We start from the raw sequence: 16,423 nt of genomic DNA, 5'->3' as shown, positions 1-16,423 counted from the left end.
TTATCCTACAAGTTTGTCGTAACCAGCCTTGTCGAGAAGTCCCGAAAGCTGGCTTTCATCGGAAAGCTTGAGCTTGAACAGCCAGCCTTCGCCTTCTGCAGCCTGATTAATGAGAGCTGGATCGCTGGAAACGGCGTCGTTAACTTCAACCACTTCGCCATCGACTGGAGCATAAACGTCGGAAGCGGCTTTGACCGATTCAACAACGACGATGCCTTCGCCCTTGGAAACGGTGCGACCGACTTCCGGCAGATCTACGAATACGAGGTCGCCCAGCTGCTCCTGTGCGTGGATCGTGATGCCGACAGTGGCAACGCCACCTTCGACGCTGATCCACTCATGATCTTCGGTGAACAGGATATTGGCCATGGAAATCATCCTTTGCGATAGCGATGCGGTGTGAAGGGAAGTGCATGAACATCAACGGGAACCTTGTTGCCGCGGACCTCTGCGAAAATGCGGGTGCCTGGGCTTGCGAGGCTTGCCTCGACATAACCCATTGCAACCGGGAAACCTGCGGACGGACCAAAACCGCCCGATGTGACGGTGCCGATCTGAAAACCGGATTCGTCGAAAAGTTCTGCGCCGCCACGCACTGGCTGCCGGCCTTCCGGCTTAAGGCCAACGCGCTTGGCGGTTGCACCCTTGGCAATCGCATCCAGAACGGCCTTGGCGCCATTGAAGGCAGCCTTTTCACGCACTGACTTGGTGATTGCCCATGTGAGACCGGCTGAGACCGGATCGGTTTCCGGCGTAATATCCTGACCGTGCAGGCATAGACCCGCTTCAAGGCGCAGGCTATCGCGGGCAGCAAGACCGATCCATTCGACGCGTTCGTCGGCCAGAAGCTTGATTGCAAGCATGCGCGCCTCATCGGCAGGCAACCCAATTTCAAAACCATCTTCGCCGGTATAGCCCGAACGGGTCATAAACCAGTTGGGATTAGGTTCAAAGCCGCTCATAAAGCCGAGCTCTGCACCTTTAAGACCCGCATCGGTAATGACGCTTTCAGCTTCCGGCCCCTGAATGGCCAAGAAAACGCGGTCCAGTGGATTTACCGACGCATCCTTGCCAGATGCTGCTTCATTGAGGTGCTCAATATCGGCATCGGCGTTGCCCGCATTGGCAACGACCATGAAACGGTCTTCGCCAAGGCGCGTGACAATCAGATCATCAAGAACGCCGCCTTGGTCATTGAGAAAGAAAGTATATTTCGACTGGCCGGTTTTCAGAACTGAAGGATCAAGCGGACAGGTTTCGCTCAAAAGTGCGATTGCATCCGCTCCCGAAACTTCAATCAGCTTCATATGAGAAATATCGAAAAGGCCGACATGCTCGCGCGTGTGCAGATGTTCCTTCATAACGCCAAGCGGATAGGTAATCGGCATGTTCCAGCCAGCAAAACCGCCAAAGCGTGCGCCAGCTTCCTCATGCAGATCCTGCAAAGGCAGGGTATTCAAGTGTGCGGTATCGCCCATAACAACTCCAGAGTCGCACGTATGCCTCCGCGAAATGCGGTTGCTTCGTGCCCCTCTGTCTCAAGCCTGAGAGACTCGCATAGCTATAATGCTATACTTACACCTTCGGCGCAGGGTTTCCCCCGACTTTCCAGAGTTGCCTTACCCGTCTGCGGTTCCTTGTACCTGAGAGATTTCGGGCGATTTCCCCTTCGGTGGCTAACTTGCGTCAGCTCTCTCCCGCAGACAAACAGTGACAGAACATTCTCGTAAAACGCAACGCTCCATCACACGACATAAGTCACTTAGCTTAAACCGCTTCTGGTGTCATGTATAATTATTGTCACGAGACGACAATTCCCGTGGTTTTTGCGACAAAAATCGATCTTTCCCGCAAGCACAAAAGAACCCTCTAAGGAAGCCTCTTACATTAGTGAATACCGCTGGACGTTTACGATCCATTAAGGATTATGGCCATTAAAGGCGCTCAAACTGGTGATTTGGGCAGTCGGTATGATGATTGTGATTATAAAATGACCAAGCTGCGCAAAAGCCATGCAATCGACAAGCTAAATTGCACAGCAGCTATGCAAATCTGTCTCTCCACTTCCGAAATCATCGAGCCTATATGCTGTTCGCAACACAGAGAGATAAGATTTTACTAGGTGAGAGAAATGAACCTGATCCGCTCGTACAACAACTGGCGCCGCTACCGTAACACGGTAAATGAACTGAGCCGCCTGAGCCCACGCGAACTGAACGACCTTGGCATTCTTGCTTCGGAAATCCCGTTCGTTGCACGCAAGGCAGCTGCTCGCTAATAGCGCCTCGAAAGGCACCCGCCTTTTTCTGGACCGCGACCCTTTAAACCGCGCGGTCCTCACAGTTTCCAAGGTTTTTTCCGGGGCGTTTTCCTCCCATTCCCCCGGTGACCGCAAGACCGGAACTTCTCCTCCCAAGCCGGTCTTACCCTAAATGACACCCGCCGCTCCTCCCGCGGCGGGTGTTGTTTTTTAACAACGGCTCCTGTTAAGACTAAATCGTTGGAACCGCTGTAAGTATTTGTTTTTACGCATTACCCTATGCAAAACCGTTTCGCACTTTTCCTGAAAATGCTTTATGCAGCCTCCTGTATCGCAAGCGCCGACTTTTCGCGACCCATACGATCCAGTGCGATAGAGATTGCAAACACGACAAGACCGGCAACTGCCAGAAGCGCACCGACCGTTCCGGTTGAAGTCCAGCCAAATCCCCATGCAACCGCCAAACCACCCAGCGACGCGCCAATCGCATTGGCAAGATTGAGTGCTGAATGATTAAGCGCTGCTGCCAATGTCTGCGCATCCGCCGCAACATCCATGAGGCGTGTCTGCAATGCCGGAACGAGCGCAAAGCCACCGCCAACCAGCAATATGTTTAAAAATGCTGTGGCCGGATGCTGCATCAAAAATGGAAATGCCAGCATGACGGCCATGTCGTAGAGCAGCACCATTCCAACAGTGCCCATCACAGTGCGGTCAGTCAGCTTTGAACCGACGATGTTGCCAAGCACCATACCAAGCCCGAATGTGGCAAAGACAAGTGGCATCCATTTCACGTCAACATGCGAAACTTCAGTCACGGTAGCAGCCACATAGGTGAAGACGGAGAACAGTCCGCCGGTGCCAATCGCGCCTATTCCTAGCGTCAGCCAGACCTGCTTGCGACGGAAGGCACCAAGCTCACGCAGCGGAGAAGCACCTTCGTCTGCAGGCTGCTTGGGCACATATATCATAACCAATACCATCGTGAGGATAGCGATCAGGCCAACAGCTGCAAACATTGCACGCCAACCAGCCACTTGTCCGAGCCATGTCGCCAAAGGCGTTCCGCACAATGTTGCAACGGTCAGCCCCATCATCACGCGGCCAACGGCTTGCGCACGCTTTCCGGGCGCCGCCATGGAAGCAGCCACCAGTGAAGCAACACCAAAGTAAGCGCCATGCGGAAAGCCCGCAACAAAACGCATGATATAAAGACCAGTGTAGTCTTGCATGAAGGCACTGGCCAGATTGCCGAAAGCGAACAATCCAATGAAAAGAAAGAGCAATTTGCGGCGATCAAGCTTAGCACCAATCACGGCAAGCACAGGCGCACCGATCAACACGCCTAATGCATAAGAACTAATCAGATGACCCGCCGAGGGCATATCGACCTGAAGATCGCGCGCGATATCCGGCAAAAGTGCCATGATCGCAAATTCGCCTGTTCCGATACCGAAGCCGCCAATCGCGAGTGCGAGTTCCGCCAGTCGCGCAGGCGAACGTGACGAAGTTTCCGGCAACGAAGCCGAAGTCTGAGTATTTGACATGAATTTGCCTGAAGGGAATGGAGGATATCGGAAAACCCTACCACTCCTTTCCGGCAAAGGCGATACGCTTTATCTTGATCAGCGGATGGGAAATCGCTGCCTACTTAGCCGCCACAACCTCGATTTCGACCTTGAATTCCTCCCGCGTAAAGCCGGAGACGATCATCAGTGTTGAAGCTGGTGCAGGCAGCGGAAACAGGCGATCGCGCACATCCATATAGGGGCGCATATAAGCGCGATCCGTCACATAGGCGTTGATACGAACAACATCGGAAAGTTCCATACCGCCATCGCGCAGAATGCGACCGATGTTTTCAAAGCAAAGCTCCGCCTGCGCGCCTGCCTCTTCCGGCACCGATCCATCTGGCGCAATGCCAAGCTGGCCGGAGCAGAATATCAACTCGGCGCCCGCACCCACCTTCACGCCATGACTATAGGCGGCAAAGGGAGCAGCCATATTGGCTGGCAGCAAATGTTTCAAAACAGTCATTTTATGTCCTCAGGCTTTTGGTGCAGATGCCAGCAATTCTTTGAGGCGTGGAGCACCCGCTGCAACATCGTCTTCGGTGGGATGGATACCTGCGGCAAGCAGCCGCCGGGCAATCATGTGATCAGCCGGACGGTTGATGGAATCGACCGCAACCAACTTTTCGCCCGCAAAATGAAACACGGAGAATGCATTATCTTCGAAGTTGCCTGACAGAATATGACGGTCGGCATCGAACGACAGCCCAGCGGTCTGCAACTTCATGTCGCCCTGATCCGACCAAAACCACGCCACATCACGAAACGGAGTACCGCGCCCGACAATCGAGCGCGCAACATGCTTGGCCTGATCGGTTGCATTCTGCACCGATTCCAGTCGTACGCGACGACCTGCATGGAAATGGTCATAGCTCACGCAGTCGCCAATCGCATAAACATGCTCACTCGACGCACGCATATGCTCATTCACCACGATACCATTATCGACAACAAGTCCGGCTTCGATCGCTAGCTCGACATTTGGGACAGCGCCCGTCCCCAGCACCACCATATCAGCTGGGAAAAACGTGCCATTGGCCGCTTTTACACCTGCCACTCGGCCGCCTTCGCCTTCAATTGCCTCAACGCCAACGCCCGTCAGAAGCCTAATATCCGACGCCCGGCTGCGTGTTTCAACATGTGCCGAAATAAGTGTGGCAACCGAACGCCCCAGAACGCGAGGAGCTGCTTCGATCACAACGGTCTTTTTGCCAAGTGCTACTGCACTATGCGCCATTTCAAGACCTATAAAGCCGCCACCGATTATCACCACGTTTTCAACGCGTGGCATCATATCTGCAATGCGGCGCGCATCACCCAAACGGCGCAACGTGAAAACGCCATCGAGACCAACACCTCGCATGTCAGGAATGCGTGCGCGGGCACCGGTCGCAAAAACCAGCTCCGACCAGTTTAGCACCACGCCATTATCAAGCGTGACTGTCTTGTCAGTCAGAGACACATGCTCAACTGTGTGCCCGAATAGCATCTCAATATTATTATCGCGATAGGTGCTTTCCGGACGCAGCACAAGAATCCCACCTTCGGGTGCCTTCAGATAAGATTTGGAAAGCGGCGGCTTATGATAGGGAATATCCTGCTCATCATTGATAAGGACGATCTCACCCGAATAGCCTTCCTGTCTCAGACTGATTGCTGCCTGCGAACCTGCATGTCCAGCGCCAATAATAATGCATCTGTTTTCCATAGGATCTCCGGAATTTTCCCGCGCATCATAATCATGAGACAGGCGGTCGCGTGGCGAATTCGTCACGGATTCACACCTTAATTGCATGCCTCCCCATTTTTTTAAACATTTAGTTTGACCGATCGGTCAGATTGTTTAGTAAGTTTTTTGCTTCAGCACGCAGCCTACCCCCAGCAGCCAGCCAGGAGCCTCCACTTGAAACGATATTGGTCGGAATATACGAGCGAGGCATTCTCCCGCCTGGAGCGCGATAAAATCGTAGCAGTTCTGCCCGTTGGCGCGATCGAACAGCACGGACCACATCTGCCTCTGGCAGTGGATGCAGCTATTGTGGACGGTATGGTGAAAGAAACAATCGCCCTCCTTCCCGATGAAAGCAAAGTGCTGTTCCTGCCAACGCAAGCTATCGGCAAAAGCAACGAGCACAGCCTTTATCCCGGCACACTGACATTCTCGGCAGAAACGCTCATTCGCATGTGGTGTGAAATTGGCGCCTGCGTTGCTGCAAGCGGCGTTCGCAAAATGGCGCTGCTGAACAGCCATGGCGGCCAGATCACGGTGATGGACATTGTGGCGCGCGAATTGCGTATCAAACACAATATGATGGTTTTCAGCGTCAACTGGTTTGGCCTCGGAATGCCTGAAGGCGTTTATAGCGAGCACGATCTCAAGCACGGCATTCATGCCGGCGACATGGAAACCTCTGTCATGCTCGAATTCCACCCGGATCTGGTGGACATGTCGAAGGCGCAGAATTTCCGCACACTAACCGAAACATTTGCTTCTGATTACAAGCATCTTTCGCTGAGCGGTGGCGCAAAGCCAGCATGGCAGGTGCAGGACATCAACGCTCACGGCGCTGCTGGCGACGCATCGATTGCCACCGCTAAAAAAGGCCGCAAGACCATCGACTTTGCTGCCGAGCGCCTGGTCGAGGTGCTGACCGAGATCGAACGAGCGCCACTCTCGTGGCTCGACAATCAACCTGCCTGGTAAGGACGATGAGCGTGGCCCCCAACTCGCAAACCCCATCTTCCCTGATCGATATCAACGGCGTCTATAAGCAATATGGAACAGGCGTCATTGCGGTCAGTGATATGTCGCTCAAGATCGAACAAGGTCAGTTCGTAAGCTTCCTCGGCCCGTCAGGTTGCGGCAAGAGTACAGCACTTCGCATGATTGCAGGCCTTGAATCCATTTCGGCAGGCAACATTCACGTCAATGGCCATGCACCGGGCAAAGGCCCCATTGGTGCGCAGGACATCGGCTTTGTGTTTCAGGAGCCTACCCTGATGCCGTGGGCCAGCGTTTTCGACAATGTCTATTTGCCGCTCCGTCTTTCTGGCATTTCGCGCAAGGAGGCCTCGCTGCGCGTGGAAGAAGTGCTGACGCAGGTCGGCCTCTCCCGCTTCGCCAACGCCTTTCCGCGCGAACTTTCGGGCGGCATGAAAATGCGCGTTTCTATTGCCCGCGCACTGGTCACGCGTCCGCGTCTGCTGTTGATGGATGAGCCTTTTGCGGCGCTCGATGAAATGACGCGTTTCAAACTCAACAATGATGTTTTGCGGCTATGGCAGGAACACGGCTTGACCGTGGTCTTCGTCACGCACAGCGTTTATGAGTCCGTCTATCTCTCAAACCGCGTCATCGTCATGGCCGCACGCCCCGGACGCGTCGTTGCCGATATTGCTATTGAAGGCAGCTATCCGCGCGCTGAAAACTTCCGCACCACGGAAGCTTACGCAAAGGATTGCGCGCGCGTTTCCGATGCACTCACCGCAACGCTTTCGTCGCAAGACATCGACCATTAAGGACAGGGATCATGCAAAACCAAACGCCTGTTCTGAATTCCGAACAACACCGCCTGGCCCGCAGAGACCGCAACTTGCGCATCATCATGCCAACGCTTGCGATCATCATCGCACTCGGCATTTGGGAAGGTCTGGTGCGCTATTATAATGTACCGCATTATTTGATCCCAGCTCCATCGCTCATCGGCGAAACGCTAATTAAAGACGGGCCATCGCTGATGACTTCGATGTGGTTCACGGTCAAGCTCACGCTGATTTCGTTACTCTGCGCGATTATCGGCGGCGTTCTGCTTGGCATGATCTTCGCGCTGTCCCGACCGATTGAAATGGCCTTCTTTCCGTTTGCCGTCATTCTTCAGGTAACACCGGTCATTGCCATTGCACCGCTGATCCTGATCTATGTGCGCGATACGTTTTCAGCCCTGCTGATCTGCGCATGGATCGTGGCCTTCTTCCCGATCCTGTCAAACACGGTTATCGGCCTGCGTAGCGCCGATCATAATTTACGCGATCTGTTCAAGCTCTATCGTGCCTCGCCGTGGCAGCGTCTGCGCTATCTGCTTGCACCAAGCGCCCTGCCTTATTTCATGGCAGCGCTCAAGATCGCTGGTGGGCTCTCGCTGATCGGTGCTGTGGTGGCAGAATTTGTTGCTGGCAGTGCTGGCCAAAGCACTGGCCTGGCCTCGCGTATTCTGGAATCGAGCTTCCGCAATGAAATCCCGCGCATGTTTGCTGCACTGTTCCTCGTTTCGCTGCTTGGTATTGTGATTTTCCTGATCACAAGCTGGCTGTCGCGCCTTGTGCTCGGACGCTGGCATGAAAGCGAGATCCGTCGTGAACGATAAGATTGGAAACGCTGATTTACTCAAAGGCGTCGTGATTGCAGGTCGCAGCGGATACTATGATATCAGCACCGATAGCGGACGCATTGCTTCACTGACGCCTTCGCAAGCAAAAGGCGGCGGCTTTATCACACCGCTTCTCGCTGATGTGCATGTGCATCTCGACAAGACATTCACCATCGGTCGCATTGCCGAGCGTGGCAGCGCCAAAGTTGAGTGTCTGTTCGATGCGATTGATCTGATGAATATCGACCGTGAGAGCTGGAACGCCGACGATATTCACGCCCGCGCCACACGTGGTCTTGAAGCAGCTTATGCGCAAGGCGTTGGTGCCATGCGAACTCATGTCGATTGGACCACACCTGATGTACCGACCGCCTGGCCGGTGCTGAACGAGCTGCGTCAGGAATGGCAAGACCGCATCGATTTTGAACTTGCAGCGCTTATCCATGGCGATATCGTGCTTGATAGCGCTGCTGCAATTGCCCAGCGCGTGGCAAAAGACGGCGGCGTTCTTGGCGCTTTCTTCTATCGCAATGCTGATCTTGACGCCAAAATCGAACATATGTTTCGTCTTGCCGTACAGCATGGTCTCAAGCTCGACTTTCACGTCGATGAAGGGCTTGAATTGGAAGCTGATGGCTTCTCGCTGATTGTCGCTGCAACCAAGCGTCACAATATGGGACGCCGCGTTCTTTGCGGTCATGCCTGTTCGCTTTCGCTGCGTTCACCCGAGGAACTAAGCCGCATTCTTGATGCCGCTGCGGAAGCTGGAACAGCGCTTGTATCTCTGCCGACATCCAATCTCTATCTGCAAGACAGGCTAGGCGGAAAATCGCCGCGTCTTCGCGGTGTAGCACCATTGAAAGAAGCACGTCGTGCAGGCATTGACGCCATGCTTGGCTCCGACAACGTGTGCGACGCTTTCTATCCCTATGGCGATTATGATCCGCTTTCGGTTCTTCGCCTCGCAGCCCCGGTCTGCCACCTTGAGCCGGATGAATGGCTCGACAGCATCACCACCCTGTCCGCGCGTTTCATCGGAAGTGACCGCGTACAGGCACTGAACGAAGGCGGGAATGCGAATTTTATCTGGCATGACGCCACAGACATCAACGACCTCATCAGCCGTCCGCAGGCGCGTCGCGTCATCTGGCGCGATGGCAAAAAAACAAATCGGAGAACCCCATGAATTCTGCCGCACCACAGCGCGTCTATGACTGGGCCGCCTTTCGCGCCGATATCGAAGGTATCCGCATTTATGACGACCCCAAGCAGGTCGAACTGCGGTCCCGCGATTATTTCTGGTATAGCCCGATCCTGACTGAAGACATCGGCCATTATTTGGGCGATCTCGTCGTCATCCCGAAAGATCAGGATGAAGTGCGCCGCGTTGCAGCAGCAGCAGCAAAGCTTCGCATTCCGATAACTGTTCGCGGTGGCGGAACCGGCAATTATGGTCAGTGCGTTCCGCTCGAAGGCGGTGTCATTCTCGATATGACAAAGATCGACCGCATCATCGCAATCGAACCGGGTAAAGTTCGCGTTGAAGGCGGCGCACGTATTTCGCGCCTCGACGATGCTGTGCGCGAAAAGGGCCAGGAACTGTTGATGTATCCGTCGACCCGCCGCATCGCCACCATTGGCGGCTTTTTCTCAGGCGGTTCGGGCGGCATCGGTTCTCTGCGCCACGGCATGTTGCGTGACGATGGCAATGTCTATTCGGTCAAGGTTCTAACCGTTGAGCCAGAGCCTAAAATCATTGAGCTGACAGGCCGCGACATCCATAAGGTGCAGCATGCCTATGGCACCAATGGCATTATTCTAGAGCTCGAAATCGGCCTCACCAAAGCAACCGAATGGGTGCATACTGCGGCGCTTTTCGATAGTTATGAAGCAACGCTGAAATTCTGCCTCAAGGCGCTGGAAGAAAACCTAGATTGCTATCTGCTGACGACGGTAGACCGCCGCTTTGCTCGCTTCTACACTAAATTTGGTGATCTTTTCCCATCCGACAAAGATGCGGTTTTTGCGATGATTGCACCGGAAGAACTGGCTCGTTTCAAGCAATTGGCCACTGAGTTCGGCGGCAATGTATCCTTCTCAATGACCCTTGATGAGCTGCACAAAGCCGGTCTTCAGCCTGCATACGAATGCGGCTGGAACCACACCACCCTTCAGGCGCTGAAGGCAGAGCCGGGCTGGACCTATTTGCAGGTTGCCTATCCGCGTCCGTTCGACATCGATGTGGTTACACGCCAGATCGAACGCTACGGTGAAACGCAATATATGCATCATGAAATGGCGCGTCTGGAAGGCGAAGTTCAAATTTTTGCCCTACCACTTGTGCGCTTTGAAGGCCGTGAGGAGATGTATCGCCTGATCGAGGAGCTGGAGCAGGTTGACGGCTGCGATATTTACGATCCTCACGCCTATACGATCGAAGACGGCGGCATGAAGGAAATCGACAGCACGCAGATCGAATTCAAGAAGCAGGCCGATCCATATGGCCTGCTAAATCCAGGAAAAACCCGCGGCTGGACAGCCGACATGGCACTTTCAAACTGATAATAGGGGAACGAAACGAATGAAAAAAGCACTCTTTGCGGCAGTCGCCGCTTTCTCGATCGGCCTATCCGCGCAGATGGCCTATGCACTCGATAAGGTGACGCTCGGCACCAACTGGCTGGCGCAGGCTGGTCACGGTGGCTTTTATCAGGCTGTTGCAGATGGCACTTATGAGAAATATGGCCTCGATGTGAAGATCGAAATGGGCGGACCTCAGGTCAACAATCGCCCAATGCTCGCCGCTGGTCGTCTCGACTTTCTGCTGACCGGCAATCTGCTTTTGTCGTTCAACAATGTTGCCAATGACGTGCCAACAACGGTTGTTGCGGCTTTCTATCAGAAAGACCCGCAGGCGCTAATGGCGCATGAAGGCGAATACAAGGACTTCAAAGACCTCGTCAATGCACAGACAATCCTGATTTCCAAGGATGGTCAGTTCTCATTCTGGCCATGGTTGGTGAAAGATTTTGGCTTCAAGGACGAACAGCTCCGCCCTTATGGCTATAGCCTGGCGCAGTTCCTCGGCGACAAGAAGACTGTGCAACAGGCCTACGCCACAGCAGAACCGATCTATGCTGAGAAAGAAGGCGCGAAAGTCACAACCTTCCTGCTCGCAGATCAAGGTTATAGCACCTATGCAAACACCATCGAAACGCGTCAGGAACTGATCGAAAAGAACCCTGACCTTGTACAGCGTTTTGTGACCGCTTCCATCGAAGGCTGGACCAATTTCCTCTATGGCGACAACAGCAAGGCCTATGAGCTGATCCTCAAAGACAATGCTGATATGAGCAAGGAAACGCTCGATGCAGAGCTTGCACGTCTTAAGGACCTCAAGCTCATCGACAGTGGCGACACGCTGGAAAAGGGTATCGGCGCCATCGATATGAACCGCGTTAAGGAATTCTACGAACTGGCTCGTAAGTCCGGTATCTTAAGCGGTGATGAGCTGGAGATGGCCAAGGTTGCTACCGACGCCTTCGTAAACAAAGGCGCAGGTCTCGACATCAAGAAGCAACTGGGCCAATAAGCCTCTGATTTGAAGATAATGGCTGGCGGATATGACAACCGACAACGAGAATGACGATAATGAGCTGACCAGCCGAGACAAAGTTCTTGGCCGCAGGCGTCGCATTCAGGATGCTATTCGCACAGCCGCAATTGATGAGTTCGCAGAAAAAGGACTGGTGGGCGCGTCCACGCAGGGTATCGCTCAGCGCGCGGGTCTCACCAAGCCTCAACTCCACTACTATATCTCCAGCAAGGAAGAACTCTACGAGGATATCATCATCTTCATCCTCGACGAGTGGGAAGATATTTTCCTTGGGGCTAGTACCGAAGAAGAACCCGCGAAAGTTATCCGGCAATATATTCGGGCCAAGCTCCAATATAGCCAGAAAAACCCGAAGGCTTCCCGTCTTTTCACTACCGAAATTGCCAATGGCGCGCCCTATCTAAGCCGCCATTGGAAGAAGCACGTCGCTGCCACCCATAATGCGGTGAGGCTCATTCAATCATGGGTAGACGATGGTCGGATTAAACCAGTCGATCCTCTGCTTTTTCAAATGCATATATGGGCAGTCACCCAGCACTATGCAGATTTTGAAGCGCAGGTGCGTAGCATGATGTCGCTCAGTAAAGACGAGCCACTAGATCTTGATCGCTTAGAAAAAGAGGTTTCAACGCTTTTTCTGCGCGGCTGCGGCCTAGCTTGAAGCCCTGCTAAAATTATCCGATCATGGGCGAGATTAAAAACGATGTCGGGAAATAAAGAATTAGGTTGCATCCCGGAAGTAACGTGCGTTAAAGTTGTTGAAAGTTTTCGTAAGCCCGATCAGTCGATCCTAATCGGCATTTGATTTGGACAAGCATCGACCATCCCTTGGCGGGGGCGATGCATTAAGGAGCAGGTTCTTGGGGAGGAGCCTGCTCCTTTTCCATTTGGACAATGAGGCCAATCCCAGCGAAACAAAAGCCCCGGTTTTCCGGGGCTTTCTTTCACCTTGAAGCCATTCCAAAAACTGCAGATCAGTTTTCCGAAATAGATGCGCGTCAAAACACGCAATTCAGACGCTCATCTGAAAGCAAGCTTATTCAGCAAGCCATTCTTTAATTCGGTCCGGATTGTCTGCAATGTACTTGTCGACGGCCTTCTCGTAGGAAGTCTCCTGCGCATCAAACATTGCAGCTTCCAACTCGCCAATCGGAATGCTCATCTTCTCAAGGAGAGACGCAACCTTAGGGTTTTCTTCCTTGAAGCCCTTACGAGCCAAAGCATCGATGTGTTCAGCGCCACCGAGGGCACCTTGCGGATCCGCAATATAGCGCAGCTTATATTTGCCGAACATCCAGTGCGGGCTCCAAGACGTGGCGACGAACCAGCCATCCGAACGCGTTGCACGATCAACAGTAGTCAACATTGCAGCTTCACTCGAGATATTCAGCTTGTAATCAAGTCCGTATTTTTTAATTGCTTCGTCCGACAGGCGGGTCAGACCTGCACCCGGATCGATACCTTGGATTTCCCCCTTCAGTTTCTCACGAACTTCAGGCTTTTTCAGATCTTCAATCGAGCTGATCTCGCTTTCCGGGATATAGTCCGGAACAATCCAGCCAAGCTTTGCACCTTCATAAAGCGGACCAAGATTTTCAACCTTGTCTTCCACACGCTTGTAATAATCAGCATGGGTTTCAGGCAACCAGGCCATCATCATTGCATCAATATCGCCACGGCTTACGCCTTGATAAAGCGGTGCTACGTCGGTCTGAACCAGCTCAACCTTCTGACCAAGTTTGTCTTCAATCAACTTGGCCGCGAGCTTGGTGACGAATTCTGCGTCAGACCAGGGAGCCCAGCCGATCTTCACTGTTTTTCCGTCCTGCGCGAATGCAGCTCCGGCAGACAAGCTTCCAGCTATTACTGCTGCAAGACCGAACTTTGTTAGCTTTCCCAACATGGCTTCTCCTTTGTGATTAACTGTCGTTCCCGTTTTTATTTGTTTATGCTTCCTGCTTGCGGAACGCAGATGATGATGGCTCATCTGCCGTCTTTTTCATAAAGGACAGCCTTTTGAAGAAGCCCAACAAGCCCCCGGAATTTCTTTTGCCGAAGCTCTGTGTGATACGATCGAGGATAACGGCCAGAATGACCACTGCGAGTCCGCCTTCAAATCCCTTACCGACATCAAGACGTTGAATACCGGTCAAAACCGTATTGCCGAGGCCGCCTGCGCCAATCATCGATGCGATAACCACCATCGAAAGCGACAGCATGATGGTCTGGTTCATTCCAGCCATGATGGATGGCATGGCGTTGGGAAGTTGTACCTTAAACAGCAGTTGGCGCGAGGTGCAGCCAAAAGCGAGACCGGCTTCAACAAACTCAGCATGAACCTGACGGATACCGAGATTGGTGAGACGCACCACAGGCGGCATGGCGAAGATGACGGTTGCAATCGTGCCCGGCACAGCGCCGAGGCCAAAAAACATTGCTGCTGGAATGAGATAAACGAAGGCTGGCATCGTCTGCATCAAGTCAAGCACCGGACGAACCACCGATGCCACAGCATCGCTACGCGCCATTGCGATACCAAGGGGAATACCAATAACCACGGCAATAATCGTCGAGGCGAGCACAAGTGACAGGCTCTCCATCGTGCCGCTCCACAATCCCATATGGATGATGAGAGCGAGAGCAAATACTGTGAAAATTGCGAATTTCCATCCCACACGCCACAGCGCAAGCAGCGTGAGAATAGCAATGCCACCGAAAGGCGGAATTGAAAGAAGAGCATTTTGAATGCCATCGGTCACAAAACCGATTGTGGCTGCGATCATATCGAGCGCAGGCGTAAAATGATCAAGAATGTAGTTCACCACTACATCTGCCCATCCGCCGATACTAAAATTCAGATCCATGGTTTACCGTCCATTTCAGATCGAGTTACCTATGGCTGGACATTGTCCAAAACGGGTATCCAATACGGGATCAAACCCGAATGCCTGAGAAAATATGAGCGCGCGGATCAGCCCGCGCGGCCGAGAGTCTCTAGCAAAGCCGATTTACTGATAGCGCCGAGATAGCGGTTATGCCGGTCGGTGACAGGGACAGGCCAAGGGCTTTCAGCCACACGCACCAAAAGACCGGAAAGTGGAGCATCGGCCTTTATCGCAGCCGCACCGTCCAACTGATCGCTCTCCGCCTTAAAGCTTCCACTTGCGAGCAAATCTCGTGTAACAACGCCACGGTAAATGTGATCTCCATCCAGCAACACACCGTAAGACTTGCCGCTCGCTTCAAGACGTTCAAGTGCCGAAGACAATTGCGTTGGATCGAAGACGATCAACTCGTCCTCACGCGCAACATCTGCTGCTGTGAAGACGCGTGAGACATCAACATTGCGGAAGAATGAGCGCACATAATCGTTGGCGGGCGCGGAGACGATTTCGTTCGGCGTTCCAACCTGAACGACCTTGCCGTGCTGCATGATGCAGATACGATCACCAATTCGCATGGCTTCATCGAGATCATGGCTCACGAAGATGATTGTGCGGCTGTGTTCTGCCTGAAGACGCTTTAGCTCATCCTGCATTTCGGTACGGATCAGTGGATCAAGTGCAGAGAAAGCCTCATCCATCAGCAAAATGGTCGGTTCGCTCGCAAGTGCTCTTGCAAGGCCGACGCGCTGTTTCATGCCGCCGGATAGCTGATCAGGCATCGAGTTGGCGTATGGTTCGAGCCCAACAGCCGCTAACGCTTTGATTGCTTTTTCGTGGCGCTCGGCCTCACCCATTCCCGCTACTTCAAGACCGAATGAAGCGTTGTTCAAGACTGTACGGTTGGGAAGTAGAGCAAAGGACTGAAACACCATGCTCATGTCGCGGCGGCGAAGATCAATCAGTTCGCGCTTCGACATTTTAACAATATCCCGGCCATCGACTTCGATGGAACCTGCCGTTGGCTCTATCAGACGATTGAGCAGTCGCAGAAGCGTCGATTTACCTGAGCCAGATAGACCCATGATGACGAATACTTCGCCTTCTTTAATGTCGAAGGTCGCATCATCTACACCGATTGTAGCACCAAGATCACTGTGAATCTGGGCTTTTGATTTGCCTGCATGCAATTCCTGCATTGCACGCTCTGGATCATCGCCAAAGACTTTAAAAACTCTATTTAAGCTTATCTTGGTCTTCGCAGGCGACTTCATACTTTCTTCCTTGTATAAAATACCATGCATTATGTTTAACCCCGCTGTGCTGACGGGTTTAATCTCCTTTTTAACATCATTATTTCTTCATTCATACGCGAATTTGACATGCGCAACTTGCAGGCTTTGAATGACCCGCTGAGAATGATTAGCGATTGGTGTGATGTATTTATATAGGCCATTTCCCGACATGTCCACCCACAGTGACGGATTCATCTTGGCGCAACCCGTTCCCATAATTGTTTTTGATGGGTTGCACGACGAAATATACGAGCTGATCGACAGGTCCAATTGTGAGGACTAATCAACCGTTCTGTCATTAATAGTAATCCGGGGAAAGGCTTGTACACGAGCGAGCTGCGACAAATATGCAGTTAGCTGCGACATGAGACAATTTAGTATTCTCAGAATACAAATTAGGTTAATTACAGTAAATTTGTATGATTATACTTA

Annotated in this window: 16 protein-coding genes and 1 riboswitch; of the genes, 8 read left to right on the top strand and 8 right to left on the bottom strand. The window is 52.8% G+C overall.

The genetic code is table 11. From position 1 onward, the window contains the following. The gene (gcvH, locus tag QSJ70_RS04520; protein WP_215776836.1) at positions 1-369 is read right to left on the bottom strand and encodes a glycine cleavage system protein GcvH; all 369 of its coding nucleotides are present in this window, start codon (positions 367-369) and stop codon (positions 1-3) included. 5 nt (positions 370-374) lie between these two features. Further along, positions 375-1,478 (bottom strand): glycine cleavage system aminomethyltransferase GcvT, encoded by a 1,104-nt coding sequence (gene gcvT / locus QSJ70_RS04515; RefSeq protein WP_215776838.1) that lies wholly within the window; start codon positions 1,476-1,478, stop codon positions 375-377. Positions 1,479-1,620: 142 nt separating this feature from the next. Next, positions 1,621-1,710, bottom strand: a riboswitch (glycine riboswitch). A 421-nt stretch (positions 1,711-2,131) separates the two neighbouring features. On the opposite strand from gcvT, the gene QSJ70_RS04510 reads away from it, so the two are divergent. After that, positions 2,132-2,278 (top strand): DUF1127 domain-containing protein, encoded by a 147-nt coding sequence (locus QSJ70_RS04510; RefSeq protein ID WP_007879540.1) that lies wholly within the window; start codon positions 2,132-2,134, stop codon positions 2,276-2,278. A gap of 296 nt (positions 2,279-2,574) precedes the next feature. Here the strand turns inward: QSJ70_RS04510 and QSJ70_RS04505 are convergent, their stop codons facing one another. The 3 genes from QSJ70_RS04505 to QSJ70_RS04495 all read right to left on the bottom strand — a co-directional run bounded on the left by QSJ70_RS04505 (position 2,575) and on the right by QSJ70_RS04495 (position 5,539). Beyond that, entirely contained in the window at positions 2,575-3,807 is a 1,233-nt protein-coding gene (locus tag QSJ70_RS04505) for an MFS transporter (protein ID WP_285534979.1), read from the bottom strand. 100 nt (positions 3,808-3,907) lie between these two features. Further along, positions 3,908-4,297, bottom strand: coding sequence for a RidA family protein (locus QSJ70_RS04500; RefSeq protein ID WP_215776841.1), 390 nt, complete (start codon positions 4,295-4,297; stop codon positions 3,908-3,910). 9 nt (positions 4,298-4,306) lie between these two features. Beyond that, complete coding sequence (locus QSJ70_RS04495; protein ID WP_215779038.1) at positions 4,307-5,539, bottom strand: NAD(P)/FAD-dependent oxidoreductase; 1,233 nt, start codon at positions 5,537-5,539, stop codon at positions 4,307-4,309. 195 nt (positions 5,540-5,734) lie between these two features. On the opposite strand from QSJ70_RS04495, the gene QSJ70_RS04490 reads away from it, so the two are divergent. From QSJ70_RS04490 to QSJ70_RS04460, 7 genes are read left to right on the top strand one after another with little or no spacing between them, the layout of a single operon-like run. Next, the gene (locus tag QSJ70_RS04490) at positions 5,735-6,535 is read left to right on the top strand and encodes a creatininase family protein (RefSeq protein ID WP_215776842.1); all 801 of its coding nucleotides are present in this window, start codon (positions 5,735-5,737) and stop codon (positions 6,533-6,535) included. Between the two features lie 5 nt (positions 6,536-6,540). Further along, positions 6,541-7,350 carry an ABC transporter ATP-binding protein gene (locus tag QSJ70_RS04485; RefSeq protein ID WP_215776843.1) on the top strand — a complete coding sequence of 270 codons (810 nt, stop codon included), beginning with the start codon at positions 6,541-6,543 and terminating at the stop codon, positions 7,348-7,350. 11 nt (positions 7,351-7,361) lie between these two features. Further along, positions 7,362-8,195: an ABC transporter permease gene (locus tag QSJ70_RS04480; RefSeq protein ID WP_215776845.1), complete on the top strand. Its 834-nt coding sequence runs from the start codon at positions 7,362-7,364 to the stop codon at positions 8,193-8,195. Further along, positions 8,167-9,384 carry an amidohydrolase family protein gene (locus tag QSJ70_RS04475; RefSeq protein ID WP_215776847.1) on the top strand — a complete coding sequence of 406 codons (1,218 nt, stop codon included), beginning with the start codon at positions 8,167-8,169 and terminating at the stop codon, positions 9,382-9,384. The genes QSJ70_RS04480 and QSJ70_RS04475 overlap by 29 nt, the downstream gene beginning before the upstream one ends. Beyond that, positions 9,381-10,760, top strand: coding sequence for an FAD-binding oxidoreductase (locus QSJ70_RS04470; protein WP_215776848.1), 1,380 nt, complete (start codon positions 9,381-9,383; stop codon positions 10,758-10,760). The genes QSJ70_RS04475 and QSJ70_RS04470 overlap by 4 nt, the downstream gene beginning before the upstream one ends. A 19-nt stretch (positions 10,761-10,779) precedes the next feature. Then, positions 10,780-11,790, top strand: coding sequence for an ABC transporter substrate-binding protein (locus QSJ70_RS04465; RefSeq protein WP_215776850.1), 1,011 nt, complete (start codon positions 10,780-10,782; stop codon positions 11,788-11,790). Positions 11,791-11,821: 31 nt separating this feature from the next. After that, positions 11,822-12,475: a TetR family transcriptional regulator C-terminal domain-containing protein gene (locus QSJ70_RS04460; protein ID WP_215776851.1), complete on the top strand. Its 654-nt coding sequence runs from the start codon at positions 11,822-11,824 to the stop codon at positions 12,473-12,475. A 375-nt stretch (positions 12,476-12,850) separates the two neighbouring features. Here QSJ70_RS04460 and QSJ70_RS04455 read toward each other — a convergent pair whose 3' ends face one another. The 3 genes from QSJ70_RS04455 to proV all read right to left on the bottom strand — a co-directional run bounded on the left by QSJ70_RS04455 (position 12,851) and on the right by proV (position 15,970). After that, on the bottom strand, positions 12,851-13,717 hold the full coding sequence (locus QSJ70_RS04455; protein WP_215776852.1) for a glycine betaine ABC transporter substrate-binding protein: 867 nt from the start codon (positions 13,715-13,717) through the stop codon (positions 12,851-12,853). 43 nt (positions 13,718-13,760) lie between these two features. After that, positions 13,761-14,678 carry an ABC transporter permease gene (locus QSJ70_RS04450; RefSeq protein WP_285534972.1) on the bottom strand — a complete coding sequence of 306 codons (918 nt, stop codon included), beginning with the start codon at positions 14,676-14,678 and terminating at the stop codon, positions 13,761-13,763. A gap of 107 nt (positions 14,679-14,785) precedes the next feature. Beyond that, positions 14,786-15,970: a glycine betaine/L-proline ABC transporter ATP-binding protein ProV gene (gene proV, locus QSJ70_RS04445; protein WP_285534971.1), complete on the bottom strand. Its 1,185-nt coding sequence runs from the start codon at positions 15,968-15,970 to the stop codon at positions 14,786-14,788. Positions 15,971-16,423 lie beyond the last annotated feature (453 nt).

The sequence above is a fragment of the Brucella sp. NBRC 12950 genome, from assembly GCF_030268145.1.
In the GTDB taxonomy this organism is placed as follows: Bacteria; Pseudomonadota; Alphaproteobacteria; order Rhizobiales; family Rhizobiaceae; genus Brucella.
Note: the sequence above shows the minus strand (reverse complement) of the source record. Positions and strands in the feature narration are given on the sequence as shown.